This is a genomic window from Dongia sp., from assembly GCF_041905885.1.
Lineage (GTDB): Bacteria > Pseudomonadota > Alphaproteobacteria > Dongiales > Dongiaceae > Dongia.
The window spans coordinates 62,612-87,824 of sequence record NZ_JAYRKD010000004.1 but is presented as its reverse complement, the minus strand read 5'-3'; the positions used below and the strand labels follow the sequence as shown (position 1 = coordinate 87,824).

Here is a 25,213-nt window from a genome sequence, read left to right as displayed (position 1 = left end):
GACGGCTCCTTCAGATGATGTGTCGCTTCCAACGACCTCATCTTTGCACATCGATGCCCGTACAGGGGCCGTCCACCCCATCACCGTAACCCTTCGGGGAAGGGCCGGAACTGGTCCTACTACACGCATCTGATGGTGAGCGAAAGAATCCAGAATGCGCGCTGCGTCTCAATCCGAGCGATGCGCATCTCGAAGCGCAGTGGCGGCAGTTCGAGGCGTGGTATGCGGCTAGGTGGAGGGCGAGCGATCAACGCCGCGGCTTAGGAGCACTTCTTAAGGGAAGTTCCGCTCTTGTTCTTGACCGGCGAATCGTGTACCTAGGAGTCGTTACGCTGCTTGCCGCAGCGTTTGGTCACCGATCGAAAAGCTGCCTGATTGGGTAGGCGATCCGGGACCTTCGATTGACTTGCGCCGGCGACGGCGTCAGGCGAAGCGAAGAGCCCGAGGCGGAGCGGCAGAAGTCCCGCAGCTGCGAGGTTACGGCGAATAGCCGGACCCGCGAGCCTAGCGGACCTCAGCTCGCTTCATCTCCAACCCTTGAGGGGCCTCTTGACCCCGAAGATGAAGAAGAGGCTATGCGGCAATTTGAGAAGGATGGCCGGGCGCCGGCCACGAGCAGAGCGCGAAAATCGCGCGTCAATTGCAACTTTTGGGTTGCGATTGCGGCCTTAGTGTGCTTTACTACACTGGGGTTTTGTAGCCTCCGCCTTGCGGCGGGGTCCGGAGGGTCGGTTGACCTTTCGGCTTCCCTTGAGGTGGCGATTGATGGCTCTGCGAAAGCGGACCTTCGATTGACTTGCGCCGGCGACGGCGTCAGGCCAAGCGAAGAGCCCGAGGCGGAGCGGCAGAAGTCCCGCAGCTGCGAGGTTACGGCGAATAGCCGGACCCGCGAGCCTAGCGGAGCCAGCCAATTCTCAGTGCAGGGGTCTTAATCGGATTGCTCTGAGAGGACGGCCTTGAACTACCCGGCATATCCACGGCCAATTCGAATCGCTTCGATCCAGAACTTGCGCCGAGTGTGGGAAAGCTCCAAGGATGCCCACGGTCGTGGGGGAGCGCCCGGCGTCGATGGAGTCACGCCGAGGGCATTCCGTAGCAATCTCGATCCAAACATCGAAGCCGTGCAGGATCGCGTGCTGACGCAGCCGTTTGTGTTCAGCAAACTTCGACCCGTTCCTCTTTTGAAGGCTAGCGGCAAGATCCGCATTATTTGCGTGCCAACGCTTGCTGACCGCTTGGTACAGAGGCTTTTCGTCGATTATCTCGTTACAGGTGACAAGCTCCGAGTAAAAAATTCAGTAAGCTTTGGCTTTGTTCGTGGCGGGGGCGGAGTTGCGAGAGCGATAAAGAAAGCGAAGAACTTGCGCGCAGAGTTTCCCTGGGCTTTTAAGTCGGATATTGCATCCTTCTTTGATGAGATAGATCGGGAAGACCTAAAGGCAAATCTAGAAAAGCAGTTCCATCGGTCAAGCTCGCTTCCATTCTTACAAGCGGCGATCGACTGCGAAGTCGATACCTCAAATAAATATAAGGCCGCTCAAATCGCCGCGGCAGGGCTCAAGCCGGGCGTAGGCCTGAGACAGGGGATGCCACTATCACCGCTGCTTTCAAACTTTGTTCTAAGAGATTTTGACCGGCTCTTTGAGTTACACGGCGCGCGCTTGGTCAGATACGCAGATGATTTTGTCCTCTTCGCCAAGACGGAGGACGAATGCAGATCCTTCTTCCCAATGGTTCGCAGTCAGCTTGCGAAGAAGAACCATACTATTCCCGATATCTCTCCGGGCTCCAAGACTGCGATCTATGCTCCAGCAGAACCCGTTGAGTTCCTTGGGTTCGAAATAAAAAAGACTGCATCTGCCAATAGCTACCGTGTTGTTGCTCCGGCAGCGGCATTCAAAGCAATCAAGGCCAGCTTAGACGAGTTCAGTGATCTTGATCATGCGATAGCGACGTACAAAAATCTTGCAAGGACTGTTCAAAGCGCCAACGCCACAATGGCGGGATTTCTTGGCGCATATCAGCCGGCGAAGAATTTTGACGATCTTAAGTCACACGCAGGAAATTGCCGAGCTGAAACTTTTCGTCGCCTTCTGTCGACACTATTTGGAGCACCCGCAATTGCCCAACTAGACGATCGGAAACGAGAGTTCGTGGAACTCAAAGGCCTATTGGACGCGAGCGTAGTTGATGCACAGGATGAAGTGATGACTTCCTAGGCAGGCGGGCGCTATCGATGACAAGGTTCGACAGGGGGAAAATAAAGAATGATGGCTTAACAGTCGAAGCGATCTTTGATCTTCGAACCAATCTCAACGCGAATGCTGTTCACGCTGCGACTTACATACAGACTTTGTCAGAAGCTGAATGGACAGAATTGCGTGTGGAAGCAACGCGCACAGGCAATACCGCCAATCCGCTCTTTCGATGCGGGGACTGTCGCAAAGCTGTCTATGGGCGAGTTTCAGCTAATGGGCGTCGGCATTTCTATCATTTTAAAGGCGATCACAGCGACTGTCGGTGGTCTGGAGCTGTTGCAGAGAGCATGCGCTCCATTGACGCTGAGAAATTTCATGGCCAGCAAGAAGGAGAGCGCCATAAGTCACTCTCACGCTTTGTCGCAGAAATCTTGTCTCTTGACCCGGCAAGCGAGAAAGCAGGCGTATTCTTTAGGCGGTATACAAAGCTAGAGGATGGCCAGTACGCCTATCCGGATGTCTTTACTTCGGACTGGCAGGGAGGTCCCGCGGCATTTGAGATACAGCTAGCCACGACGCATATGCCTGTAATCGCACGCCGGGATGCATTCTATGAGAAAGCTGGGATCCGTTTGATGTGGATATTCGGAGGCTCAGACGACCTAGATCGTCGTACCTTCCGCGACATATATATGAGAAATGACGGCCAAATCTTTTGCGTGGATGGCGACGTTCTTAGAGCGGCGCGAGCGGCCGGTGAACCCCGCTTTCGGCTATATCGATTGCTACCGAGCTCGGCGGCGAACGGCTTCAAGCCCGCGTGGCAAAATACAATTGTCGGGCCCGCGGAGATAAGCTGGGGGTCTTCAAATAGTCGGCCATTCATTCAACCTAACTACGATCGATGCCTTGACCAGTTAGTCGAGGCTGATAGGTCACTATCAAGCCTACGGGACGAGTTTTATGCCGCGCTAACTATCGCTGACGAGGGCCGAGCGGGTGCCGCATGGGATAAGATTGCGACGCTCGTCGGCGGCGTGAACTGGAACGAGGTACCCTCGCCGCGCGACACAGTTCGGGCGCTTGGTGCACTGGCCTCTGTTCGTATCGGTCGTCTTTGTATCCCGACAGATATCGAAATTACAAATCTCCCACACCTCGTCAACACGATCCTTCTCGAGCCACGTGAGCGGCGCATTTGGACCCATGCTTTCGAATTGTTATGCAAGTCACTAGGTCTAAGACAATTGTTGGAGCGACCGTCAGTTCGGGGAAAGTGTGATCGTAATGGCTCCGAAGCGGTGGGTAAAATTCCGATCGATCGGCTTACTGCAACAACATTCGATGTTCTTTTTCCGGAAGGTGCGTTTCGGCGTCTATCGTTGGACTTTAGCGAGCATAGAGCGGAATGAGCTTCACGAAGCCACTTCATACCCTGAACGCTCGAGACCATATTATGCTCGAAGTAGTACGTGAGCATTTCAAGCTTAGCCCTGCTCGCATGTTTCAAGAGATCCAGGGGATGCGTAGGTGCGTTGAAGAGGCACTTGCCGACAAGAACATCCAATATGAAAAACTCAGGTCTGCGCTCGTTCCTTCGCAGAACCGCAAAGAAGTGGCGCTCATATTCGACACGACAACGATTAAGTCGTCTTGGTATGGATATGACGTAATGAAGGAGGTAATCCCTCTCTTCGAAGGAAAGGGCAATCATAGCGTTCTGTTGGGCGACTATCTCGATCAACGTGGATCTAGCGACAAACTGTTTTCTGCATTTGAAGAAGCAGTCGACCTACGACGACCCGTTGTCTATCGACACCCCACGCAGTTCTTCATTGTTTACATTAACAATCTGACCGATGCGATGGTGGAGAGATTTGATAAAGGATTGAGTAGTTATGCTGGATATGTAGGAATTGCAGATACCACTTACACATCAAGATTCAAGACGTACCTTTCTACGATGTTGGTGAACTCATTTATCAAGCACGGGCGTATTATTCTGCAGCCTCACGAAGACGACCGACCAATGGAGGAAGATGTAAACACGAGCGGCTATCCATTCGAAGAAAGCGGCTACACCTGCCGCAGCATAGCTTCCGACCTCATGGGCGTTTTGCTCTCTTACAAGATTGAGCGCCCCATCTTTCCTGGATTTGAAGTTGATACTGAATTCGCATTGAACGCTGTTAGCGCAAATCCAGATGATATTCGAGAATTTGCCATAGAAGTAGCTGACGCAAAAATCGACTATTTAAAGAAGGCAAAGGCGAGTTCACTAACTCGGGCGGGCATCCTTGGTATATCCAATACGCAGTTGGCTGCTCTAATCCGTTCAAAGATTGATGGAAGCTACATCTACAACCTGTCAGCGGATGCAGAATATAATGTGACGAAGTTCAATATTATAATTGAGTTGCCATCTGGTGACGCATGGCCTGCAACTCGACTACTCGCCGCTCTCGAGTACCTTCCCGAACGCAAAGTATTGCGTCTAATTACGCTATTCTAACAAGCGCCGAAACAACTGACACCGCACGCAACAATTTTTTGCCGCCCTCAGACAGACCGCCTGCACGCGTACTACCTTCCACCTCAAATCACCTCCCACCAACCGGAGACAATCATGACTCGCCTGCTGGCAATGGCGCTGCTCCCCCTGCTTCTGCTGCTCACCCCCGTCGCCCCCGCTTCGGCTTATGGCGAGTTCCCGCAAGGCTTCATCGACAAGGAGATCACGACCAACGGCACCACCTTGCATGTCCGGGTCGGTGGGCATGGGCCGGCGGTGGTGCTGCTGCATGGGTTCGGCGATACCGGGGATATGTGGGCGCCGCTGGCGGCGGAACTGATGCGCGACCATATGGTGATCGTGCCCGATCTGCGCGGCATGGGGCTCTCGGCCCATCCCGACGGCGGCTATATCAAGAAGAACCAGGGGCTGGATATCGCCGGGGTGATGGATGCGCTGCAGATCGAGCGCGCGGACCTGGTGACGCATGACATCGGCAACATGGTGGGCTATGCGCTGGCGGCACGGTTCCCGGCGCGGATCACCAAATGGGTGGTGATCGATGCGCCGCTGCCGGGGATCGGGCCCTGGGACGAGATCCTGAAGAGTCCCATGCTGTGGCATTTCAATTTCCGCGGCCCCGACATGGAGCGGCTGGTGCAGGGGCGCGAGCGGATCTATCTCGATCGCTTCTACAACGAGCTCTCCTTCGATCGCACGAAGATCACCGAGGAGACGCGCGACCACTATGCCGCGCTCTACGCGCGGCCGCGCGCCATGCACGACGCCTTCGAGCAGTTCGCCGCCTTCAACCAGGATGCGCTCGACAACAAGGCGATGCTGGCGGCCGGCGGCAAGCTGAAGATGCCGGTGCTGGCGCTGGGCGGCGACCATTCCTTCGGCACCGGCATGGCCGACGTGCTGCGCTTCGCCGCCGACGACGTGACCGGCGGGGTCATTCCGGATTCCGGGCACTGGATCATGGATGAGAATCCGGCGGCGACGATCAGGTTCGTGATGGAGTTTCTGGGGAAGTGACGGGTGAGTTTGTAAGTGGCCGCGTTGCGCGCTCGGAAGCGTCAACCCCCTCCCCGGCCCTCCCCCATCTTGGGGGAGGGGGTTCTCATTCGGCAGACGGTGCGTGGCCGACGGGGTGCCCAAAGGCCAACTCGCGCCCCAGTTAGCCCGGCTGATAGACTTCGGGGCATAACCCTGGGGAGCTTCACATGATGCGGATCGTTTCCGGCTTGGCCCTGGTGCTGGCCGCGTTCACCCTCCCCTCTATCGCCGTGGCCGACGGCGTGCTGGACCGGATCGCCAAGGAAGGCGAGATCCGGCTGGCCTATCGGGCGGATGCGGCGCCGTTCTCCTTCATGGGCGAGGGCGATGCCGAGCCGCAGGGCTATTCGCTCGAGCTCTGCCGCGCGGTCGCGGAATCGGTGAAGGCGGAGCTGAAGCTCGCCGATCTCAAGATCACCTATGTGAAGGTCACATCGGACGACCGGTTCGAGGCGATCACCGGCGGCAAGGCAGACCTGCTCTGCGAAGCGACCACGGCGACCCTGGGGCGGCGGGCCTCGATGGATTTCTCGATCGCCACCTTCATCAGCGGCGCCGGCATGATGATCCAGCCGGGCGGACCGACCAGCTTCGAGGCGCTGGCCGGAATGAAGGTCGGCGTGCTCAGCGGGACCACCACCGAGGAGGACCTGAAGGCCTTCCTGGCGGCGCGCAGCGTCGCCGCCGAGATCGTCACGGTGCAGGACCATTCCGAGGGCTTCGCGCAGCTGGAGAGCGGTGCGCTCGCCGCCTATTTCGCCGACCGCACGATCCTGCAGTTCATGCTGATGAAGCATAATCAGAACGGCAAGCTGCTGCTGGCCGACCAGTTCCTGTCCTTCGAGCCCTATGCGCTGGCGCTGCCGCGCGACGAGGATTTCCGGCTGGAAGTCGACCGGGCGCTGAGTCGGATGTTCCGCAACGGCGGCGGCCGGGCCGCCTTCGCCAAGGTGTTCGGCGGCGATGCCAAGGCGACCGGGCTGCAATCCTCGCTGTTCGTGATCTCGGGGCTGCCGGAGTGACGGGCAAATAGCTTCTCTTGCCCGTCATCCTCCGCGAAGGCGGAGGATCCACGAGTTGTAGCGAGCGGAACGGAACTCGTGGATGGTCCGCCTTCGCGGACCATGACGATCATTCTAGAAGAAACCGGGATTTCATAAGCACTTAGCCGCTCGCCTCTGCACCCATCGCGGCTGGCTCCATGGACCTACGCCGCTTCGCGTGGCTGTGGCACCATGGCTCCATCGCACGACTTCAATCAGGACCGTCTCTCATGAAAATGACCACCGAAGAAGCCTTCGTGAAGGTGTTGCAGCGGCATGGCATCGAGCATGTCTTCGGCATCATCGGCTCCGCCTTCATGCCGATCTCCGACATCTTTCCGGCGGCGGGCATCACCTTCTGGGACTGCGCCCATGAAGGCTCGGGCGGGATGATGGCCGACGGCTTCACCCGGGCCTCGGGCAAGATGGCGATGATGATCGCGCAGAACGGCCCGGGCATCACCAATTTCGTGACCGCGGTGAAGACCGCCTATTGGAACCACTCGCCGCTGCTGCTGGTGACGCCGCAGGCCGCCAACAAGACCATCGGCCAGGGCGGCTTCCAGGAAGTCGAGCAGATGGCGCTGTTCAAGGACATGGTCGCCTACCAGGAGGAGGTGCGCGATCCCAGCCGCATCGCCGAGGTGCTGACCCGCGTCATCGCCCAGGCCAAGCGCCATTCGGCGCCGGCGCAGATCAACGTGCCGCGCGATCTCTTCACCCAGGTGATCGACATCGAGCTGCCGCCGATCCTCGCCTTCGAGCGGCCGGCCGGCGGCAGCGAGGCCATCGCGCAGGCAGCGGCCCTGCTTTCCAAGGCCAAGTTCCCGGTGATCCTGAACGGCGCCGGGGTGGTGCTGTCGCCGGGCGGCATCGAGGCTTCGAAGGCTTTGGCCGAGACCCTGGATGCGCCGGTCTGCTGCGGCTATCAGCACAACGACGCGTTTCCGGGCGGGCATCCGCTGTTCGCCGGACCCTTGGGCTATAACGGCAACAAGGCGGGCATGCAGCTGATCGCCAGGGCCGACGTGGTGCTGGCCTTGGGCACGCGCTTGAATCCGTTCTCGACGCTCCCCGGCTACGGCATCGACTATTGGCCGAAGCAGGCTGCGATCATCCAGGTCGATATGAACCCGAACCGGATCGGGCTCACCAAGCCGATCACCGTCGGCATCGTCGGCGATGCGGCCAAGGTCGCAAAGGCGATCCACGCGCAGCTCGCGCCCAATGCCGGCGACACCGATCGCGCGTCGCGCAAGGCGACCATCGCGCAGACGAAGTCGGCCTGGGCCCAGGAGCTGACCTCGATGGATCACGAGCAGGACGATCCCGGCACCACCTGGAACGAGCGCGCCCGCAAGGCCAAGCCGGACTGGATGAGCCCGCGCAAGGCCTGGCGCGCGATCACCGCGGCCCTGCCGCGCAACGCCATCATCTCGTCGGACATCGGCAACAATTGCGCGATCGGCAATGCCTATCCGACCTTCGATGAGGGACGGAAATACCTGGCGCCGGGCTTGTTCGGACCCTGCGGCTATGGCTTGCCCTCGGTGGTCGGCGCCAAGATCGCCTGCCCGAATGTGCCGGTGGTCGGCTTCTCCGGCGACGGCGCCTTCGGCATCGCGGTCACCGAGCTGACGGCGATCGGCCGCAAGGAATGGCCGGCGATCACCCAGGTGGTGTTCCGGAACTACCAGTGGGGCGCGGAGAAGCGCAACTCGACGCTCTGGTACGACGACAATTTCGTCGGCACCGAGCTCGATGAGCAGGTCTCTTATGCCGGCATCGCCAAGGCCTGCGGGCTCCAAGGCGTGCAGTGCTTCACCATGGACGAGCTGACCAAGGCTTTGGCCAAGGCGATCGAGGACCAGATGAAGCATGGCAAGACCACGCTGATCGAGGCGATGATCAACCAGGAGCTCGGCGAGCCCTTCCGCCGCGATGCGATGAAGAAGCCGGTCAAGGTCGCCGGGATCGACAAGGCGGATATGAAGCCGCAACAGCCGGCCTAGGACCCTCGATCGATCGAACCCCTCCCCAATCTTGGGGAGGGGTTTTCTTTTGTCTGACGATTGCGCTTGTCGCTTTCCTGATGTATCGCGGATGTCTCACACACACATCGCGTACATCCACACTCTCACAAGGGAATTAGCGCATGGAGTTTCGACGGCTTGGGGCTTCGGGCCTTCGCGTGCCCGCGCTCTCGTTCGGCACCGCGACTTTCGGCGGCAAGGGCGACTTCTTCAAGGCCTGGGGCTCGACCGAGGCCAAGGAAGCGACCCGCCTGATCGACGTCTGCCTCGATCACGGCGTTTCGATGTTCGACACCGCCGACGTCTATTCCGCCGGCACCTCGGAAGAGGTGCTGGGTGCTGCGATCAAGGGCAAGCGCGAGCGGCTGCTGATCTCCACCAAGGCGACCTTCCCGACCGGTGAGGGCCCGAACGACTTCGGCTCGTCGCGCCAGCACTTGCTGGACACGGTGCATGGCTCGCTGAAGCGGCTCGGCACCGACCGCATCGACCTGCTGCAGCTGCACGGCCAGGATTACAACACGCCGGTCGAGGAGACCTTGGCGACGCTCGACCAGCTGGTGCGCGAGGGCAAGGTCCGCTACATCGGCGCCTCGAACTTCAACGGCTGGCACCTGATGAAGGCGCTCGGCGCCTCGGACAAGCACGGCTTCCCGCGCCATGTCGCGCATCAGGTCTATTACTCGCTGCTGAACCGCGACTACGAGTGGGACCTGATGCCGCTGGGCATCGACCAGGGCATCGGCGCCGTGGTCTGGAGTCCCTTGGGCTGGGGCAAGCTCACCGGCAAGATCCGCCGCGGCCAGAAGGCGGCGGCCGGCACCCGCGCGGCGCAGATCCCGGAGACCGGGCCGCATTTCGACGAGGAGCGTCTCTTTAAGATCGTCGATGCCGTGGACCAGGTGGTGAAGGAAACCGGCAAGACCTTCACCCAGGTGGCGCTGAACTGGCTGCTGCAGAAGCCGACCATCTCCACGCTGATCATCGGCGCGCGCAACGAGGAACAGCTGATCGCCAATATCGGCGCGGTCGGCTGGAACCTGACCCCTGAGCAGGTGAAGGCGCTCGATGCCGCGAGCGACCAGAAGCCCGCCTATCCGACCTGGCACCAGGATGAGTTCCCGATGCTCAACGACCGCCGGGTCTGGGGCCGCGACTAGGCCTTGCGCGATGCTGCCACTGCCGCGAGGGCTTCGCGGCAGTTGGCGGCGATCTTGTCCCACTGGGCGTTGCGGATGTCCTCGGTCTTGGCGATCCAGGTGCCGCCGACCGCGGCCACGCCGGGGACCTTCAGCCAGTCCTGCAGGTTCGAGAGCGACACGCCGCCGGTCGGCACGAACTTCAAGCCGAGATGGGCGAAAGGCGCCGCGATCGACTTCAGCGCCTCCGGCCCGCCGATGGTGCCGGCGGGGAAGAACTTGAAGAGCTTGGCGCCCTTGCGCATCGCAGCCGAGAGCTCGCTCGGCGTCATGATACCGGGCACGAAGGGAAAGCCGGCATCGGCGGCGTGATCGACCACTTCCGGATCGAAGCCGGGCGCCAGGCCGAATTGCGCGCCGCTCTTCTTGGCGATGTCGAGCGAGATCCGGTCGAGCAGAGTGCCGGCGCCGACCAAGAGAGCGGGCCGCTCCTTGGCCATGCGGGCGATGACTTCGGCCGCCGCCGAAGTGCGGAAGGTGATCTCCGCCACCGGCAGGCCGCCCGCGAGCAGCGCATCGGCCAGCGGCACCGCATGCTCCGGATTCTCGATGGCGATCACGGGCAGCACGCCGATCTCGGCGATGCGGTCGAATGGGTTGGGCATCCGGTGAATCCTTTCAGGAGACCGTTATCGACCGCTTGCAGGGCCGCCGCAAGCCATCAATGGCCGCCCTCGACCCAGGGCACCCCGGCGTTGCGAAAGGCTTCGGCGAGAACCGGTTCCAGCTCGACCGCTTCCCAGCGCTTCAGCGGATTGAGATGCGCGAAGAGCTGCGGCAGCAGGCGGATGCCGAAGCGATTGACGTAGCGGCTCGCCTTGTAGCCGGTCTTGTGCTGGTCGAAGCGCATGTCGGGATCGAGCGAGGTCTCGCCGACATAGAGTCCCCAGCGGCCGGCGCTGCGCGAATCCTTCAGCAGCACGACATAGAGCGCGTGCCTGGCGCCGCGCGTGCCCTGGGTCGTCGCGCGCAACGCGCGCGCGGCCTTGAGCGCATCCGGCATCCAGTGTGGCAGGAAGGTCGCCTGACTCATGGCGCGGGAGTCTGGCACGTCGATCGGATGCGTTCTAGCGAACCAGGTCGGCGATATGGTCGGCGACTTCCTCGACGCGCGCGAGGCTGCGGGGCACCGGGTAGCGATAGACCGGCGCGGCGGCGACCAGGGCTTCCGCTTCGCGCCGCGCGCCGGGGCCGGTCCCGAGGATGCGCAGCATGTCGCGGCGATAGAACTGGTCGAGCAAGGCTTCGACCGCGGGCTCGCTCTCCAGGCGCGCCGGTTCGATCGGCGCATCGGCTTCGGCCTTCCTGAGGCGCAGCACGGCGGCGACCTGGTAGGCGCGCGGCTCCGGCCGCGGGCCGGCGATCCAGAGCCGCTTGGCGATCGGGAAGTTGGTGTATTGCGGCAAGCCTTCCGGCGCGATGCCGGCGGCGATGAGCGCGTCGTCGGCCAGCGACAGCATCGAGCCCGCAGGATAGCAGCGGGCGCCGGCGACCGCCGCGACTTCGTCGCTGAGCATGGCATGGCCGCGGCGGGCGAGTGCGCCTGCAAGGAGCGACTTGCCGAGCTCGCGCGGGCCGAGCAGCAGCACCGCCTTGCCGTCGATCGCGACGGCGCTGCCGTGGCAGGCGAGCTGGCCGCGGCGCCAGGCGATGCAGGCCAGCACATTGCCGTAGACCGCCGCCGTCACCTCCGGCGCCGCGGGCTCGGTTTCGAGGGCGTAGACCACTTCCGACTCGTGGATGAGAAAGTTGCCGATGCCGGCGAGGCGCACCAGCGCGGTGCCGTCGGCGGCGATCTGCAGCGCTTCGAGGTCGAGGACCGGGTCGGTCAGGGCGCCTGGGACGTCGCCCGGTCGGAAAGTCAGGTCCGGAGGGACCGGCCGGTCGGCCGGCCAGGGAAGGGCTGCCGGGAGGGGCAGGTCGGTCCGCCAGCGCCAGCCGGCGGCGTAGTGGTCACCTTTGCTGGCCAGATCGCCCTCCTTTCGGATTGAACCCGAAGCCGGCCGAGACTACAGTCTTGTTGGAAGGCAAACAATTCCTGTGGATGTTCCGCCTTCTTTCCGTGGGGACGGGCCAACCTGAAATCCGAGAGGAGATCCCGATGACCTCGACGAATCCCAAGGAACAGGGCAAGGCGCCCGCCCAACCGGCGCGCCCGAAACGCGACGCCGAGCTCGAAACCCGCGACCTCGACAAGGTGACCGGCGGCCTGAAGCGCAGCAAGACCGAAGACCCCTGCGGCGGCGGCGAATAGCCGATACCGGCTCTCCACCAGCGACGGATCTGCACCCTTCAATCACACGGAGGATCTGCCATGTCGTCCCAGAAAACCGACCCGAAGTCTCCTCAACGCCCGCGCAAAGAGGAGTTGAGCGCCGAGGAGCTGGAGAAGATCTCCGGCGGCCTGATGAAGAACACAGGCATCGGCAAGACAACCAAGTCCGCCGACCCCTGCGAGGGCGGCGAATAGCCGAAACGCAGAAGGGCCGGTTCGATGAACCGGCCCTTCCTGCTTCGAAGCATGGCGCGGCTCAAGCGTCGCCGCGGTTCACCCAGGGCACGCGCGCGACTTCGATTCCATCCTCGATGAGTTCTTCATGCTCGGCATCGGTCGCTTCGCCGTAGATGCCGCGGGCCTCTGACTCGCCTTCATGGATCTTGCGGGCTTCCTCGGCGAACTTGTCGCCGACATAGTCGCAATTGGCCTCGATCGACTTGCGGACTTCCAGCAGCGCCTGGCGCAGCTCGGCGGGGATCATCGCCGCCTTGGGGGCCGGCGCGGGCACGCTCGGCGCCGCCGGCGTTTCAACCGGCGCCAACGCGCGGCTGTTGCTCTTCTTGCCGACGCGCGGCGCCATCAAGGCCTTGGCGACCTTGACGCTGCCGCAGGACGGGCATTCGACGGTCTTCTTCTTCAGCTGGCGGTCGGCGGTGGCGCCGTCCTTGAACCAGGCTTCGAAGCTGTGTTGCCGATCGCAGTTGAGCTCGTAGAGGATCATGATCCGGGCCGGTCTATCCGCATGTACTTCAATCTGGTGTCTTGCCATCCACCGGTCGAGACGGGCTCGGTGACCGGCTAACATGACCTTGGCATAGTAATTGATCTTTGGGTGTGAGCAATGCAAGTCAGCCCGCCGTCATCCTGGATTGCACGGCATGCACGTCTCGTTCCGCGCGGCGGCCCGGTGCTGGATCTCGCCGCCGGCGGCGGGCGGCATACGCGGTTTTTCAAGGCTTTGGGCCATCCGGTCACGGCGGTGGACCGGGACGTGTCGGGGCTCGCCGACCTCAAGGGCGATGCTCAAATCAGCATCATCGCCGCCGATCTGGAAGGCGGCGCGCCCTGGCCGCTGGGCGATCGGCGATTCGCCGGGATCGTGGTCACCAACTACCTGCACCGGCCGCTGTTCCCGAAGCTCGCCGCGGCGCTGCAGCCGGGCGGCGTCCTGCTCTATGAGACCTTCGGGATCGGCAACGAGAGGTTCGGCAAACCGAGCAACCCGGACTTTCTGCTGCAGCCGGGCGAGTTGCTGGAATTCGCGCAAGCCGAGGGGCTGGTGGTCGGGGCCTATCACTGCGGCGAGGTCATGGCGCCGCGGCCGGCAGTGCTGCAGCGGATGGCGGCGGTGCGCCCCTAAGCGGCAGGGTGCGGCAAGGTGACCGTTGCATCCGGCCCGGTTCGGTCCGATATTTCTGTTGAGACAGAAATTACCGAAAGTCCCAGACGATGGACCTGACCCGGCCGATGGAGCGCTATGTCGTGCACTGGGGCGAGATGGGCGCGCGCTGGGGCGTCAACCGGTCGGTGGCGCAGATCCATGCCCTGCTCTATCTCTCGGCCAAGCCGCTGACCGCCGAGGAGATCGCCGACACGCTGTCGATCGCACGTTCCAACGTCTCGACCAGCCTGAAGGAGCTGCAGGGCTGGGGCCTTGCCAACATGGTGCATGTGCTGGGCGACCGGCGCGACCATTTCGAGACCGAGAAGGACGTCTGGAAGATCGCCCTCACCATCATCGAGCAGCGGAAGCAGCGCGAGATCGATCCGACCATGGGAACCCTGGCCCAATGCGTCGCCGAGGCCAAGGCCGATCCATCGACTGCACGGGATGTGACCGAGCGCATGGCGGCGGTGCTTTCCTTCGTCGAGACCGCGACGCTCTGGTATGACCAAGTGAAGACCCTGCCGACTCCGGTGTTGAGCAAGCTGGTGCGGCTGGGCGCGAAAGTGGCGCGGCTGGTGATCCGCCGGCGGGAGTGAGAAAGCCGCAAAAATTTTTGCCGAATGATTTCTGTCTTTTCAGAAATATCCGACTTAACCGATGGAGGCCAAGATGACCGGGAGACTGCTGGAGCGCCGCACGGTGCTGGTGACGGGTGCGACCGGGTTCATCGGCCGCGCGCTGGTCGCGCGCCTGCACGAGCGCGGCGACCGGGTGGTCGTGCTGGCCCGCGAAGCGGTCGAGGCGCATCTCGCGCTGGGGACCGAAGTGCTGGTGACGACGCGCCTCACCGACCTGCCGCCGGCTTTCCCGATCGACGCGGTGGTGAACTTGGCCGGCGCGCCGATCATGGCCGGCGCCTGGACCAAGGAACGCAAGCGCCGGCTGGTCGGGAGCCGGGTCGGGGTCACGCGGCTGCTGGTCGATTGGCTGGCGACCCGCAGCCGGCGGCCGGAGGTGCTGGTCAGCGCCTCGGCGATCGGCTGGTACGGGGCAGGCTGTGATGCGGCGTTCGCGCCGGCCGGCGAAGGCTTCGCCGCGGTGTTGTGCCGGGCCTGGGAGCGCGAGGCGGCCAGCGCCGCGGCCCTGGGGATGCGCGTTTGCAGACTCCGGCTCGGGCTGGTGCTGGGGCCGGAGGGCGGGATGCTGAAGAGCCTGCTGCCCGCTTTCCGCCTTGGCTTCGGCGCGGTGATCGGCGACGGACAGCAGTGGCTAAGCTGGATCCATCGCGACGACGCGGTGGAGATGATCGCGCGGGCGATCGCCGATCCGCTGTTCAGCGGCGCGATCAACGCGACGGCACCTCTGCCGGTGCGGCAGGCGGAATTCGCGCACACGCTCGGCCGGGTGCTGCATCGGCCGGTCTGGCTGAGCCTTCCCGCGGCACCGTTGCGCGCGCTGCTGGGCGAGCGGGCGAGCCTCCTGCTGGAGGGACCGCAGGTGCTGCCGAAGCGGGCGCTGGAGATCGGCTTCGCCTTCCGCTGCCCGGAGCTCGAGCCGGCCTTGCGCGATCTGCTGGTGCCGGAGAGCCATCATCGCGGCGCCACCGTGCGGCTGCTCGACGACCTGTTGACGTGAGGGGAAGATGACACTGCAACCGCTGTTCCAGCAGACCTTGGGCCGGCTGTTCCATCAGCTGCCGAAGCCGGTGAAGAGCCAGCATGGCGCGCTCGACATCCTGCTAAGCCAGGGCCGCTGCGACATCGAGCGCGGACCCGCCTGGCATGCGCGGCTGGTCGGCTGGCTGTTCAAGTTTCCGCCGGCCGGTCGCGACCTGCCAACCCTGGTGACCGTGATCGCCGAGCGCGGGCGCGAGATCTGGCACCGCGACTTCGACGGCCGGGGCATCTTCACGGTGCTGGAGCCGGCCCGGAAGGAAGGGGCACCGATCATCGTGGAGCGCTTCGGGATCGTCTGCTTCGACCTCGCGGTCGGCGAGGTGAAGGATGGGGTCAGCCTGAGCGTGGTCGGGATGCGGGCCCTAGGGCTGCCGGTGCCGCGCTGGCTCTGGCCGCGGTTGAAAGCGGTCGAGCATGCGGAGGCGCAACGCTTCCACTTCGACATCGACATCGACTTAAGCTGGGGCGCGAAGCTGATCCACTACCGCGGCTGGGTGGTGCCGGCCTCGGGGTGACGTCAGGCCGCCGCGGGCGGAATCCGCGGGGTGTTGGGGACTTCGTTGGTGTTGACCGGCTTGCCGGGGGCGCCGACCGCCGCTTCATGGGCGACGATCTCGACCAGCAGGTTCGGCTGCAGCATGTCGCGGATTTTCAGGGCCAGCACCGAGACCACCATCAGGAGGCAGGTCGCGTTGGCGAAGATCATCGAGATCGAGCCGATCAGGATGCCGTAGGTCAGCCACATGCTGTTGCCGACCGCCATCATCACATACATGGCGAGGCTGACGTCCCGCGCCGAGCGGGTACGCCAGATGCGGATCGCCTGGGGGAGGAAGGAGGACGTGGTCAGGCAGGCGGCGACGAGGCCCAGGGCCTCGATCCAGAAATGGGATGAATTCACCGGCGGCTCCCGGCCTGTGCCTTGACTTGGGGGGCTTTGACCGGCTGCTTCGCCGTATGCGGGTGCTCGCCCTTCACCAGCTTCTCGATGCGGTAGCGGCACATCGCGTCATCGACGTTGGACCAGGAACGGCGCGACCATTCGGTCTTGGCGGCGTTGTAGTCGTCGAAGGGCCCGTACCATTCCTCGCCGCCGCCGGCGGCCGGCTCGTCGAACTTGGTGTCGCAGTAGGAGCCGCCGACCACCCAGAAGCAGGGCTCGCCGCCCTCCTCCTCGATGCGGAACCGGGCATTGGCATTGTCCACGGTTTCCCAGGCGCGCTTCTGCCAGGCGGCCTTGGCCGCGGCATAATCCTGGAACGGGCCGATGCGCTCTTCCTTGCCGCCCTCGGCGACCCGGTCGAAACCGGTGTCGGCATAGATGCCGCCGACCACCCAAAACCGCTTCATGATCCCTATGTCTCGTTTGGGAAGTCCGAAATAACCCCCGGACCCACCCGTTCTGCTGCAATCCCGATGATTCTACGCTAGAATCCCGAGTCTCGGCAGTGCGATCCGTCACAGACGCCCTATGCACAAAAGGCATTCCGGATCACAGCAGCGCGAGCCGGCCAGTCTGCCGGATCAGTCTTAAAAGAAGGTTTCCGGGGCCCCAGAACCCCCGCGAAACCGAGCCAAGGAGGCCGTGTTGCCAAAGATCGAAGGGATGCAGCCGCAGGATTACGCGGTGCTTTATGACCGTTTCAAGGCGAGCGTGTCGCGCTATGACTGCGGCAAATACTGCGCCCCGCTGAACAACGGCGAGCCGGTCTGCTGCACCACCGGCCATGCCATCCCGATCATGGACAAGACCGAGTTCAAGCTGCTGCAGACCCGGTCCGACCTCTGGCACAAGTTCAAGATCACCAATGCCGCCGACCGGGACCTGCTCTCGGACATGCACAAGTCCTGCATGGCGGCCGAGTGCAAGGGCCCGGCCCATTGCGAGCGCGACAACCGCAGCTTCGCCTGCCGCGCGTTCCCGTTCTATCCCTACATCACCCGCGAGGACAAAGTGGTCGGTCTGGCCACCTATTGGACCTTCGAGGACCGCTGCTGGCTGATGTCCAACATGCAGGTGGTCGAGGCCGACTTCATCAAGGAATTCATCATCGCCTATGAGATGGTGTTTGAGAAGGATTCCTACGAGCGCAAGGTGATGCGCGAGCAGTCGGCCAATCACCGGCGCCGCTTCTCGCGGCTGAACCGCATCATCCCGCTGATCGGCCGCGACGGCGGCTTCTTCAAGGTGATGCCGAACTCGAACGGCGAGATCCGCCCGGCCAAGATCACCGAGTTCAAGAAGCAGGGACCCTTCGGCTCCGAGCGCGCCTATCAGAAGGCGATCAAGGAAGCCGGCGGCACCGCGATCGAAAGCACCCCGCTGGTCTGAGATGGCCGACTCGATCCTGATCGGGCGCGATCCGGCCGCGGGCAAGGACCTCGGCCTCGCGCTGCGCATGGCCAACCGGCACGGGCTGATCGCCGGCGCCACCGGCACCGGCAAGACCATCTCGTTGCAGGTCCTGGCCGAGGGCTTCGCCCGCAACGGCGTACCGGTCTTCCTGGCCGACGTGAAGGGCGATCTTTCCGGCATATCCCAGGTCGGCGGCGACCATCCGAAGGCGAAGGAACGCGCCGCCGCTTTGGGCTTGAAGGACTGGCAGGGCGATTCCTTCCCGGTCGTGTATTGGGACCTGTTCGGGCAACAGGGTCATCCGATCCGCACCACGGTGTCGGAGATGGGGCCGCTGCTGCTTTCGAACCTGCTGGAGCTGAACGAGGTGCAGGAAGGCGCGCTCAACATCGCCTTCCGCCTGGCCGACGAGCAGGGAATGCTGCTGCTGGATCTGAAGGACCTGCGGGCGATCCTGCAGCATATCGGCGACAACGCGTCGGAGATCTCAACCCGCTACGGCAATGTGGCCAAGCCGACCATCGGCGCCATCCAGCGGCAGTTGCTGGTGCTGGAGAACCAGGGCGCCGGCGGCTTCTTCGGCGAACCGGCGCTGGACCTCGCCGACTTCATGCGGGTCGAGCGCGCGGGCTACGGCTTCATCAATGTGCTCAGCGCCGACAAGCTGATCCAGTCGCCGCGGCTCTATGCGAGCTTTCTGCTCTGGCTGCTGGCGGAGCTGTTCGAGGATTTGCCCGAGGTGGGCGATCCGGAGAAGCCGAAGCTGGTCTTCTTCTTCGACGAGGCACATCTCCTCTTCAACGAGGCGCCGAAGGCCTTGCTGGAGAAGATCGAGCAGGTGGTGCGCCTCATTCGCTCCAAGGGCGTCGGCGTCTATTTCGTGACCCAGAATCCGCTCGACGTGCCGGACACCGTCCTGGGCCAGCTCGGCAACCGGGTGCAGCATGCCTTGCGCGCCTTCACGCCGCGCGACCAGAAGGCGGTCAAGGCCGCGGCCGAGACCTTCCGCGCCAACCCCGCCTTCGACGCCGCGACCGCGATCACCGAGCTCGGCGTCGGCGAGGCTTTGGTCTCGACCCTCGACGCGAAGGGTGCGCCGACCGTGGTCGAGCGCATGCTGATCCTGCCGCCGACGGCGCGGATCGGGCTGTGCAGTGCCGAAGAGCGCCAGGCGGTGCTGGCGCAGAGCCCGATGAAGGGCAAGTATGACGCCGCGGTCGATCGCGAATCCGCTTATGAGATGCTGACGGCGAAGGTCGAGGCAGCGAAGCCCGCGCCTGCGCCGGCGCCGCAGCGGCGCGAGGATTATCCGGTTGCGCGCGAAGCACCAAGGACCACCCCGCGACCCGCCGGGCGGCAGCGCGAAGGCATGGCCGAGGCCTTCGCCAAGTCGGCGGCCCGCGCCGTCGGCTCTTCGCTGGGACGACAGATCGTGCGCGGCATCCTCGGCGCGATGCTGAAGGGGAGGTGACCCTTGGATCTCACGACCTTCAAGCAATCGCTGAAAGCAGACGCGCCGCCCGCCGGTCTCACGCCGGCGCTGCAGGCTTTGTGGTGGGATGCCAAGGGAGATTGGGATCAGGCGCACGGCTGCATCGACGACGAACCCGGAAAGGATGCCGCGCGCGTGCATGCCTATCTCCACCGCAAGGAAGGCGATGAAGGCAACGCGCGCTATTGGTACGGCACGGCGGGCGCCAAGTTCTTTGAGGGCACGCTCGATGCTGAGTGGGGCGAGCTGGCGGCCGCAAGGTTGAAGTAGCGGCCACATTTCAGAGACATCGAGTCTGCGGCACCCCCTCCCAGCCTCCCCCGAAGTCGGGGGAGGGGCGCACCGCGTCGCCGTCTTCCTCCCCCGTCTTCGGGGGAGGTGAGGTGGGGGTGCAAGCGAAGGCTCTCGCGGACTTCTCTCACGCTTCCTTGAATCCGAAGGTCCCCAGCAGCACCCATCTCCGCGCGTCCTTCTCGCGGCCGGGCTTGGCCTTGAGCGGCGTGGTGAGGTGCCAGAACGGCAGGCGATAGACCGTCAGCGTGCCGAGGCCGTGCACCGGCACGATTTCGCTGAAATGGCCGGACCTGGTGTAGACCAGATACTGATGCGCGACCGATGGCGCGCTGAGAGAAAGGTGGATGTCGAGATAGCCCTTCTCGTAGCCCCGGTCCTCCGGGTGGTGGTCGTTGTGCGGGCCGGCATAGTCGCCGGGGCCGTAGCAGAGGACCTGCTGGCCGCCCTTTGGCTTCAGCTTGCGGCCGGCGACGGCTTCGGCGAAGGCGACGAAGCTCTCCGAGGACAGCAGGTCGGTCAGGCCGAGCTCTTTCGCGCGGCGGGTGGACTTGGCGCGTTTCGACTCCAGGGCGGCGGTCTTCACACGCACGGTCTTCGGCAGCCATTCCTCGTAGTTATGCTTCATCTCCCAGATGGTCTCGGGCGGAATCGGCAGCGCCATTTCGCTGAGGAGCGGCAGCATTTCCCGCTCCAGCAGCTTGCGCAGCGCTTCGGCGGCGCTCTTCTTGACTAGGCCTTCCAGCGCGATGAAGCGACGCCGGGGATCGGCCAGGGCGCCGCAGATCGCGGCATCGCGGCCATTGAGGACGCGGCGGCCGGCGGGGGAGAGCAGATCTTCGAACTCGGTGGGAATCGCTTTCATGACGGCATATTGGCCATGCTAGTCTCGCCGCGCCATGGCCTATGATTCCCTGCGCGATTTTATCGCCCGCCTCGAAGCCGCCGGACGCCTGAAGCGCGTGACGGCGCCGGTCGATCCCGAATTGGAGGCGACCGAGATCCAGACCCGCCTGATCGCCGAGGGCGGGCCGGCCGTTATCTTCGAGAACCCGGTCAGCCGCCGCACCGGCAAGGCCTACAAGCACCCGATGCTGGTCAACCTGTTCGGCACGGTCGAGCGGGTCGCCTGGGGCATGGACCGCGAGCCGCATGAGCTCCGCCAGGTCGGCGAGACCCTGGCCTTCCTGAAGCAGCCAGAACCGCCCGGCGGCTGGAAGGAAGCGCTCGAGATGCTGCCGCTGGTGAAGACCGTGCTCGCCATGCAGCCGAAGACCGTCGGCTATGGGCCGGTACAGGACCTGGTGCTGACCGGCGACCAGATCGACTTGACCGATTTCCCGATCCAGGGCTGCTGGCCGAACGAGCCGGCGCCGCTGATCACCTGGCCGCTGGTCGTCACCAAGGGGCCGGAAAAGAAAAAGAAAGAGGACAACTTCAACCTCGGCATCTACCGGATGCAGGTGGTCGGCAAGAACCAGACCCTGATGCGCTGGCTGAAGCATCGCGGCGGCGCGCAGCATCACGCGCGCTGGAAGGCCCAGAAGCCGGAGCCCTTCCCCGCCGCGGTGGTGATCGGCGCCGATCCCGGCACCATCCTCGCCGCGGTGACGCCGGTGCCGGACACGGTCTCGGAATACCAGTTCGCCGGCCTGCTGCGCGGCAGGAAGGTCGAGCTGGTCGATTGCAAGACCGTGCCGCTGAAGGTCCCCGCTTCCGCCGAGATCGTGCTCGAGGGCCATGTGTCGCTGGATGATTATCGCGACGAAGGGCCCTATGGCGACCACACCGGCTTCTATAACGCGGTCGAGCCGTTTCCGGTGTTCACGATCTCCGCGATCACCATGCGGAAGGACCCGATCTATCTCTCGACCTATACCGGACGGCCGCCGGACGAGCCTTCGATCCTCGGCGAGGCGCTGAACGAGGTGTTCATCCCCCTGCTCCAGCAGCAATTCCCGGAGATCAGGGATTTCTGGCTGCCGCCGGAGGGATGTTCGTACCGCATCGCCGTCGTTTCGATGAAGAAGGCCTATGCCGGCCATGCCAAGCGCGTGATGATGGGCGTCTGGTCGTTCCTGCGGCAGTTCATCTACACCAAGTTCGTGATCGTGGTGGATGACGACGTCGACGCACGCGACTGGAAGGACGTGATGTGGGCGATCTCGACCCGCATGGACCCGGTGCGCGACATCGTGACCGTCGAGGACACGCCGATCGACTATCTCGACTTCGCCTCGCCGGAGAGCGGCCTCGGCGGCAAATTGGGCCTCGATGCCACCAATAAAATGCCGCCCGAGACGACGCGCGAATGGGGCCGCACGATCCGCATGGACCAGGATGTGGTGAACCGCGTCACGGAGATGTGGGAGAGCCTGGGCCTCCCGGGCTCAGGCAAGCCGATCTGGAAGTAGCGCCCCTCCGGGCGGTTACAGCAAGCGACGTCTATAGATGTCTGCCCATCGCCGTCACGGATCGGAGGATGCCGGGAGCGGCCGCACCTCGTTGCGCCGATCGGTGTCCTCGCCCTTGGGGATCACGTCGGTCGTGGTCACGCTGTCACCGGTGTCGTTCTTCCAGAAGAAGGTCCGCGTCTTGTCTCCGGTCACCGGATCGATGGTCACCACCCGCCCGGTCTCATGCCAGATGTTGGGGCCGTGCATCAGCCAAGGACAGCCGGAGAGCGGCGACAACGCGATGATCGTTATGAGCCACTTGAGCTTGCGCTTCAACATGGGGTCCCCTCCCGCAGCGCGCGTCACCGGCTCGCCGGGACGGCGCGGAGGATCGATTGAGCGCTGCTTGCGGGGGTGCCCCGCAATAATGCGAACGGACTATGCCGGCACCGGCGCGGCCAGGCCGGCGTCCCGCGTTCTCACAGCATGCCGTTGTCGTACTGGACGTTGGCGTAGGTGTTGAGCGCGGCCATGCTCTGGATCGAGGCCATCTCCTCGTTGCCGACGAAGCTGACCGACCCGCCGCCGGCAAATTCGATCAGCAGCCAGCCGTTTGCGGTGTGGTCGATGCTCACGGAGCCGTCGAACTTGTCGGCGCCCATGAAGCGCAGCACGTCATGGTCGATGTCGAAGTTCACGATGGCGTCGTTGCCGTCGTTGCTGTTGACGGAGAAGAGGAAGATGTCCTTGGTGTCGAGCGCGGTGCCGTCGCCCCAGAGCTCGTCGGCGCCGGTGCCGCCGATCAGCCAGTCGGCGCCGTCGCCGCCGTCGATCTTGTCGTTGCCGCTGCCGCCGTCGATATAGTCGTCGCCGATGCCGCCGGCGATGTTGTCGTTGCCGTCGCCGCCGAACAGGTAATCGTTGCCGCCTTCGCCGCGCAGATAGTCCCGGTCGCCGTCGCCGTAGACCCAGTCCTCGCCGTCACCGGCGTAGATGCTGTCGATGCCGCTGCCGCCTTCGATGTTGTCGCCGGACGAGCCGCCGGTGATGTCGTCGTCGCCGGAGCCGCCCTTGATCGAGCTGGAATCGCCCTCGCCGTAGATCTTGTCATTGCCGGAGCCGCCGTCGATCGTGTCCTGGCCGCTGCCGCCGTAGATCACGTCGTTGCCGGCGCCGCCCTCGAGCGTATCCTTGCCGGAACCGCCGTAGAGATGGTCGTTGCCGGCTGCGCCCTTCAGCACATCTTCGCCGCCGTCGCCGGTGAGGCTATCGTTGCCTTCCATGCCGTTGAGGCTGTCGTTGCCGCCCTTGCCGAGCAGCGTGTCATCGCCGTCATAGCCATAGAACCAGTTGGCGTTGTCGTCGCCGGCGATCAGGTCCTTGTAGAGCGAGCCGTTGACCTGCTCGACCTCGGAGAGCGTGTCGCCGAAGGCATCCGACTGGGCCGGGTTGGCCGGGTCGTTGTCGCCGCTGTTGGGCTGGGCGAGGTCGAGGAACACCGCGTCCGGCGAGTTGATGTAGGAGACGACGTCGAAGCCGCCGCCGCCGAACATCTGGTCCGCGCCCGCGCCGCCGTCCAGCCAGTCGTTGCCGGTGCCGCCGACCAGGACATCGTCGCCGCCGCCGGCGATGAGCTTGTCGTTCTGCGCACCGCCGGTCAGGGTCTCCGCCGCGGCGGTCCCGGTCAGGACCTGCGCATAGCTGCGGTAGTAGCCCATCATGGCGAGGTCGAAATCCGTCGGGTAGGCAGGCGGCAGAGGATTCTGCAGGATGGGCGGTTGGTTCGTTACCTGGGCCATCGAAGTCTCCCGTCAGGAAAGTTGCAGGTTCCTGAAGGGCGTCGCCGCGGGCGGGGAATGAGGTTCGGCTTTGCTGAACCGAATGGCAGGCGCTGTGACGGTGGTCACGTCGAGAAGGCCGGTCGGACAAAAAGCAGCGGCGGGGCGCTGGTACCTGCCCCGCCGCCTTCCGCCGCCGGCCTGTGCGCTCAAGCCATGCCGTCGGCGTACTGCACGTTCGCAATCATGGCGAGGTGGTTCATGGTGGTGGCCGTGGCCAGCTCGGCGTTGCCTTCGAACACCACCTGCCCGCCGCCCTCGAAGTTCAGCTGCAACCAGCCTTCCTGGGTGTGGGCGACGGTGACATCGCCGCCGTTCTTGGTCGCATCGCCGAGGTCGATGACGTCGTTCTTGCGGTCGAAGTCGAGCACGATGTCGTCGCCGTTGTCGCCGAACACGTCGAACTGGAAGATGTCCTTGGTGTTGAGCGCGGTGCCGTCGCCCTTCAGGATGTCGTCGCCGGCGCCGCCGTTATAGGTGTCGTTGCCGGCATCGCCGCGGAGCTCGTCGTTGCCTTCGTTGCCGTTGAGGGTGTCGTTGCCCGCGCCGCCGCCGAGATCGTCGTTGCCGGCGCCGCCGTTCAGCTGGTCGTTGCCGTTCTCACCGCGCAGCCAGTCCTTGTCGCCTTCGCCGTAGATCTTGTCGTCGCCTTCGCCGCCGTAGATGCTGTCCACGCCCCAGCCGCCGTAGAGATGGTCGCCCTGGTCGCCGCCCCAGATCATGTCGTCGCCGGTGCCGCCGCTGATCGTATCGACGCCGCCCTCGCCATGCAGGTAGTCCTTGTCGGCGCCGCCGTCGATCGTGTCGGCATCTTCCTCGCCGTGTATGGTGTCCACGCCGGCGCCGCCGTTGATGTAGTCGAGGCCGGTGCCGCCGAAGATCTTGTCGTCGCCGCCCATGCCGAGCAGCGCGTCGCTGCCGCCCTTGCCATGGAGCTCGTCGTTGCCGTCATAGCCGTAGAACTGGTTCGCGTCGTCGTTGCCGACCATGAGGTCGTTGTAGAGCGAGCCGTTGACCTCCTCGATGTCGATCAGGGTGTCGCCGACGCTGTCGGCCTCGATGTTGTTGAGGGCGTTGTTGTCGCCGGTATGGCCGCTGCCCAGGTCAACGTAGACCGCATCGGGCGAGTCGATGTAGCTGACGACGTCCTGGCCATCGGCACCGCCGTCCAGCACGTCCTTGCCGGCGCCGCCGGACAGCCAATCGTTGCCGCTGCCGCCTTTCAGCGTGTCGTCGCCGGCGCCGCCCTCGAGCTTGTCGTCGAGGTTGCTGCCGTAGAGCGTGTTGGCGCCGGCGTCACCGGTCTTGGTGGTCGCGAAAGTGCGGTAGTAACCCATCAGCGAAAGATCGAGGATCTGCTGCGCGATCTTCGGGTCGAAATTGAGCAAGCCCATGATGTTCTCCTGTTTCGAAAGGGTGTGTTGTCGTCGTTCAGGAGATCTGTCGCCGGGCGAT

General features: G+C 63.8%; 27 protein-coding genes. 17 read left to right on the top strand and 10 right to left on the bottom strand.

Annotation, left to right across the window (positions count from 1 at the left end; all coding sequences use genetic code 11):
• Positions 1–956: 956 nt before the first annotated feature.
• From ACH2CY_RS05340 to ACH2CY_RS05310, 7 genes are all read left to right on the top strand, one after another.
• Positions 957–2,219 (top strand): reverse transcriptase domain-containing protein, encoded by a 1,263-nt coding sequence (locus ACH2CY_RS05340; RefSeq protein WP_395016784.1) that lies wholly within the window; start codon positions 957–959, stop codon positions 2,217–2,219.
• 17 nt (positions 2,220–2,236) lie between these two features.
• Positions 2,237–3,610 carry a DUF6035 family protein gene (locus tag ACH2CY_RS05335; protein WP_395016781.1) on the top strand — a complete coding sequence of 458 codons (1,374 nt, stop codon included), beginning with the start codon at positions 2,237–2,239 and terminating at the stop codon, positions 3,608–3,610.
• Positions 3,607–4,710 carry a hypothetical protein gene (locus ACH2CY_RS05330; protein WP_395016778.1) on the top strand — a complete coding sequence of 368 codons (1,104 nt, stop codon included), beginning with the start codon at positions 3,607–3,609 and terminating at the stop codon, positions 4,708–4,710. The genes ACH2CY_RS05335 and ACH2CY_RS05330 overlap by 4 nt, the downstream gene beginning before the upstream one ends.
• A gap of 114 nt (positions 4,711–4,824) precedes the next feature.
• Positions 4,825–5,748, top strand: coding sequence for an alpha/beta fold hydrolase (locus ACH2CY_RS05325; RefSeq protein ID WP_395016776.1), 924 nt, complete (start codon positions 4,825–4,827; stop codon positions 5,746–5,748).
• Positions 5,749–5,936: 188 nt separating this feature from the next.
• Positions 5,937–6,791 (top strand): amino acid ABC transporter substrate-binding protein, encoded by an 855-nt coding sequence (locus tag ACH2CY_RS05320; RefSeq protein ID WP_395016773.1) that lies wholly within the window; start codon positions 5,937–5,939, stop codon positions 6,789–6,791.
• A 251-nt stretch (positions 6,792–7,042) separates the two neighbouring features.
• On the top strand, positions 7,043–8,824 hold the full coding sequence (gene xsc / locus ACH2CY_RS05315) for a sulfoacetaldehyde acetyltransferase (RefSeq protein ID WP_395016771.1): 1,782 nt from the start codon (positions 7,043–7,045) through the stop codon (positions 8,822–8,824).
• A 143-nt stretch (positions 8,825–8,967) separates the two neighbouring features.
• Complete coding sequence (locus ACH2CY_RS05310) at positions 8,968–10,005, top strand: aldo/keto reductase (RefSeq protein WP_395016770.1); 1,038 nt, start codon at positions 8,968–8,970, stop codon at positions 10,003–10,005.
• Here the strand turns inward: ACH2CY_RS05310 and eda are convergent.
• From eda to ACH2CY_RS05295, 3 genes are read right to left on the bottom strand one after another with little or no spacing between them, the layout of a single operon-like run.
• A complete protein-coding gene (gene eda / locus ACH2CY_RS05305; protein ID WP_395016767.1) occupies positions 10,002–10,649 on the bottom strand; it encodes a bifunctional 4-hydroxy-2-oxoglutarate aldolase/2-dehydro-3-deoxy-phosphogluconate aldolase in 648 nt (215 codons plus the stop codon). The two genes, ACH2CY_RS05310 and eda, sit on opposite strands and share 4 nt — an antisense overlap.
• A 56-nt stretch (positions 10,650–10,705) precedes the next feature.
• Positions 10,706–11,077: a hypothetical protein gene (locus tag ACH2CY_RS05300; RefSeq protein ID WP_395016765.1), complete on the bottom strand. Its 372-nt coding sequence runs from the start codon at positions 11,075–11,077 to the stop codon at positions 10,706–10,708.
• A gap of 34 nt (positions 11,078–11,111) precedes the next feature.
• On the bottom strand, positions 11,112–11,816 hold the full coding sequence (locus ACH2CY_RS05295; protein WP_395016762.1) for a hypothetical protein: 705 nt from the start codon (positions 11,814–11,816) through the stop codon (positions 11,112–11,114).
• 329 nt (positions 11,817–12,145) lie between these two features.
• Between ACH2CY_RS05295 and ACH2CY_RS05290 the strand changes: the two genes are divergently transcribed.
• Positions 12,146–12,298: a hypothetical protein gene (locus tag ACH2CY_RS05290; RefSeq protein ID WP_395016759.1), complete on the top strand. Its 153-nt coding sequence runs from the start codon at positions 12,146–12,148 to the stop codon at positions 12,296–12,298.
• 60 nt (positions 12,299–12,358) lie between these two features.
• Positions 12,359–12,514 (top strand): bacteriocin, encoded by a 156-nt coding sequence (locus ACH2CY_RS05285; protein WP_395016756.1) that lies wholly within the window; start codon positions 12,359–12,361, stop codon positions 12,512–12,514.
• Positions 12,515–12,575: 61 nt separating this feature from the next.
• Here ACH2CY_RS05285 and ACH2CY_RS05280 read toward each other — a convergent pair whose 3' ends face one another.
• Positions 12,576–13,043: a DUF1178 family protein gene (locus ACH2CY_RS05280; protein ID WP_395016753.1), complete on the bottom strand. Its 468-nt coding sequence runs from the start codon at positions 13,041–13,043 to the stop codon at positions 12,576–12,578.
• Positions 13,044–13,163: 120 nt separating this feature from the next.
• Between ACH2CY_RS05280 and ACH2CY_RS05275 the strand changes: the two genes are divergently transcribed.
• The 4 genes from ACH2CY_RS05275 (at position 13,164) to ACH2CY_RS05260 (ending at position 15,900) form a co-directional block, all read left to right on the top strand.
• A complete protein-coding gene (locus ACH2CY_RS05275; RefSeq protein WP_395016750.1) occupies positions 13,164–13,682 on the top strand; it encodes a class I SAM-dependent methyltransferase in 519 nt (172 codons plus the stop codon).
• 89 nt (positions 13,683–13,771) lie between these two features.
• The gene (locus tag ACH2CY_RS05270; protein ID WP_395016747.1) at positions 13,772–14,305 is read left to right on the top strand and encodes a GbsR/MarR family transcriptional regulator; all 534 of its coding nucleotides are present in this window, start codon (positions 13,772–13,774) and stop codon (positions 14,303–14,305) included.
• 73 nt (positions 14,306–14,378) lie between these two features.
• Positions 14,379–15,344 carry a TIGR01777 family oxidoreductase gene (locus ACH2CY_RS05265; RefSeq protein ID WP_395016745.1) on the top strand — a complete coding sequence of 322 codons (966 nt, stop codon included), beginning with the start codon at positions 14,379–14,381 and terminating at the stop codon, positions 15,342–15,344.
• A gap of 7 nt (positions 15,345–15,351) precedes the next feature.
• Complete coding sequence (locus tag ACH2CY_RS05260; RefSeq protein WP_395016742.1) at positions 15,352–15,900, top strand: DUF4166 domain-containing protein; 549 nt, start codon at positions 15,352–15,354, stop codon at positions 15,898–15,900.
• 2 nt (positions 15,901–15,902) lie between these two features.
• On the opposite strand, the gene ACH2CY_RS05255 is transcribed toward ACH2CY_RS05260, so the two are convergent.
• Together ACH2CY_RS05255 and ACH2CY_RS05250 are read right to left on the bottom strand one after the other, a co-directional pair.
• On the bottom strand, positions 15,903–16,286 hold the full coding sequence (locus ACH2CY_RS05255) for a SemiSWEET family sugar transporter (RefSeq protein ID WP_395016739.1): 384 nt from the start codon (positions 16,284–16,286) through the stop codon (positions 15,903–15,905).
• Positions 16,283–16,735: a DUF4170 domain-containing protein gene (locus tag ACH2CY_RS05250; protein ID WP_395016737.1), complete on the bottom strand. Its 453-nt coding sequence runs from the start codon at positions 16,733–16,735 to the stop codon at positions 16,283–16,285. Before ACH2CY_RS05250 ends, ACH2CY_RS05255 begins: the two co-directional genes overlap by 4 nt.
• 238 nt (positions 16,736–16,973) lie before the next feature.
• Between ACH2CY_RS05250 and ACH2CY_RS05245 the strand changes: the two genes are divergently transcribed.
• Genes ACH2CY_RS05245 through ACH2CY_RS05235 form a run of 3 tightly spaced genes read left to right on the top strand, consistent with a single transcriptional unit; the run spans position 16,974 to position 19,503 of the window.
• Positions 16,974–17,717: a hypothetical protein gene (locus ACH2CY_RS05245; RefSeq protein WP_395016735.1), complete on the top strand. Its 744-nt coding sequence runs from the start codon at positions 16,974–16,976 to the stop codon at positions 17,715–17,717.
• Between the two features lies 1 nt (position 17,718).
• A complete protein-coding gene (locus tag ACH2CY_RS05240) occupies positions 17,719–19,212 on the top strand; it encodes a helicase HerA-like domain-containing protein (RefSeq protein WP_395016733.1) in 1,494 nt (497 codons plus the stop codon).
• Positions 19,213–19,215: 3 nt separating this feature from the next.
• Entirely contained in the window at positions 19,216–19,503 is a 288-nt protein-coding gene (locus ACH2CY_RS05235; RefSeq protein ID WP_395016730.1) for a hypothetical protein, read from the top strand.
• A 148-nt stretch (positions 19,504–19,651) separates the two neighbouring features.
• Here the strand turns inward: ACH2CY_RS05235 and ACH2CY_RS05230 are convergent, their stop codons facing one another.
• The gene (locus ACH2CY_RS05230) at positions 19,652–20,389 is read right to left on the bottom strand and encodes a hypothetical protein (RefSeq protein WP_395016728.1); all 738 of its coding nucleotides are present in this window, start codon (positions 20,387–20,389) and stop codon (positions 19,652–19,654) included.
• 34 nt (positions 20,390–20,423) lie between these two features.
• Here ACH2CY_RS05230 and ACH2CY_RS05225 point away from each other — a divergent pair, with 34 nt between their 5' ends.
• Positions 20,424–21,938 (top strand): UbiD family decarboxylase, encoded by a 1,515-nt coding sequence (locus tag ACH2CY_RS05225; RefSeq protein ID WP_395016725.1) that lies wholly within the window; start codon positions 20,424–20,426, stop codon positions 21,936–21,938.
• 54 nt (positions 21,939–21,992) lie between these two features.
• Here the strand turns inward: ACH2CY_RS05225 and ACH2CY_RS05220 are convergent, their stop codons facing one another.
• From ACH2CY_RS05220 to ACH2CY_RS05210, 3 genes are all read right to left on the bottom strand, one after another.
• Complete coding sequence (locus tag ACH2CY_RS05220) at positions 21,993–22,259, bottom strand: hypothetical protein (RefSeq protein ID WP_395016723.1); 267 nt, start codon at positions 22,257–22,259, stop codon at positions 21,993–21,995.
• Between the two features lie 140 nt (positions 22,260–22,399).
• The gene (locus tag ACH2CY_RS05215) at positions 22,400–23,719 is read right to left on the bottom strand and encodes a hypothetical protein (RefSeq protein ID WP_395016720.1); all 1,320 of its coding nucleotides are present in this window, start codon (positions 23,717–23,719) and stop codon (positions 22,400–22,402) included.
• 188 nt (positions 23,720–23,907) lie between these two features.
• Positions 23,908–25,152: a calcium-binding protein gene (locus tag ACH2CY_RS05210; RefSeq protein ID WP_395016717.1), complete on the bottom strand. Its 1,245-nt coding sequence runs from the start codon at positions 25,150–25,152 to the stop codon at positions 23,908–23,910.
• Positions 25,153–25,213 lie beyond the last annotated feature (61 nt).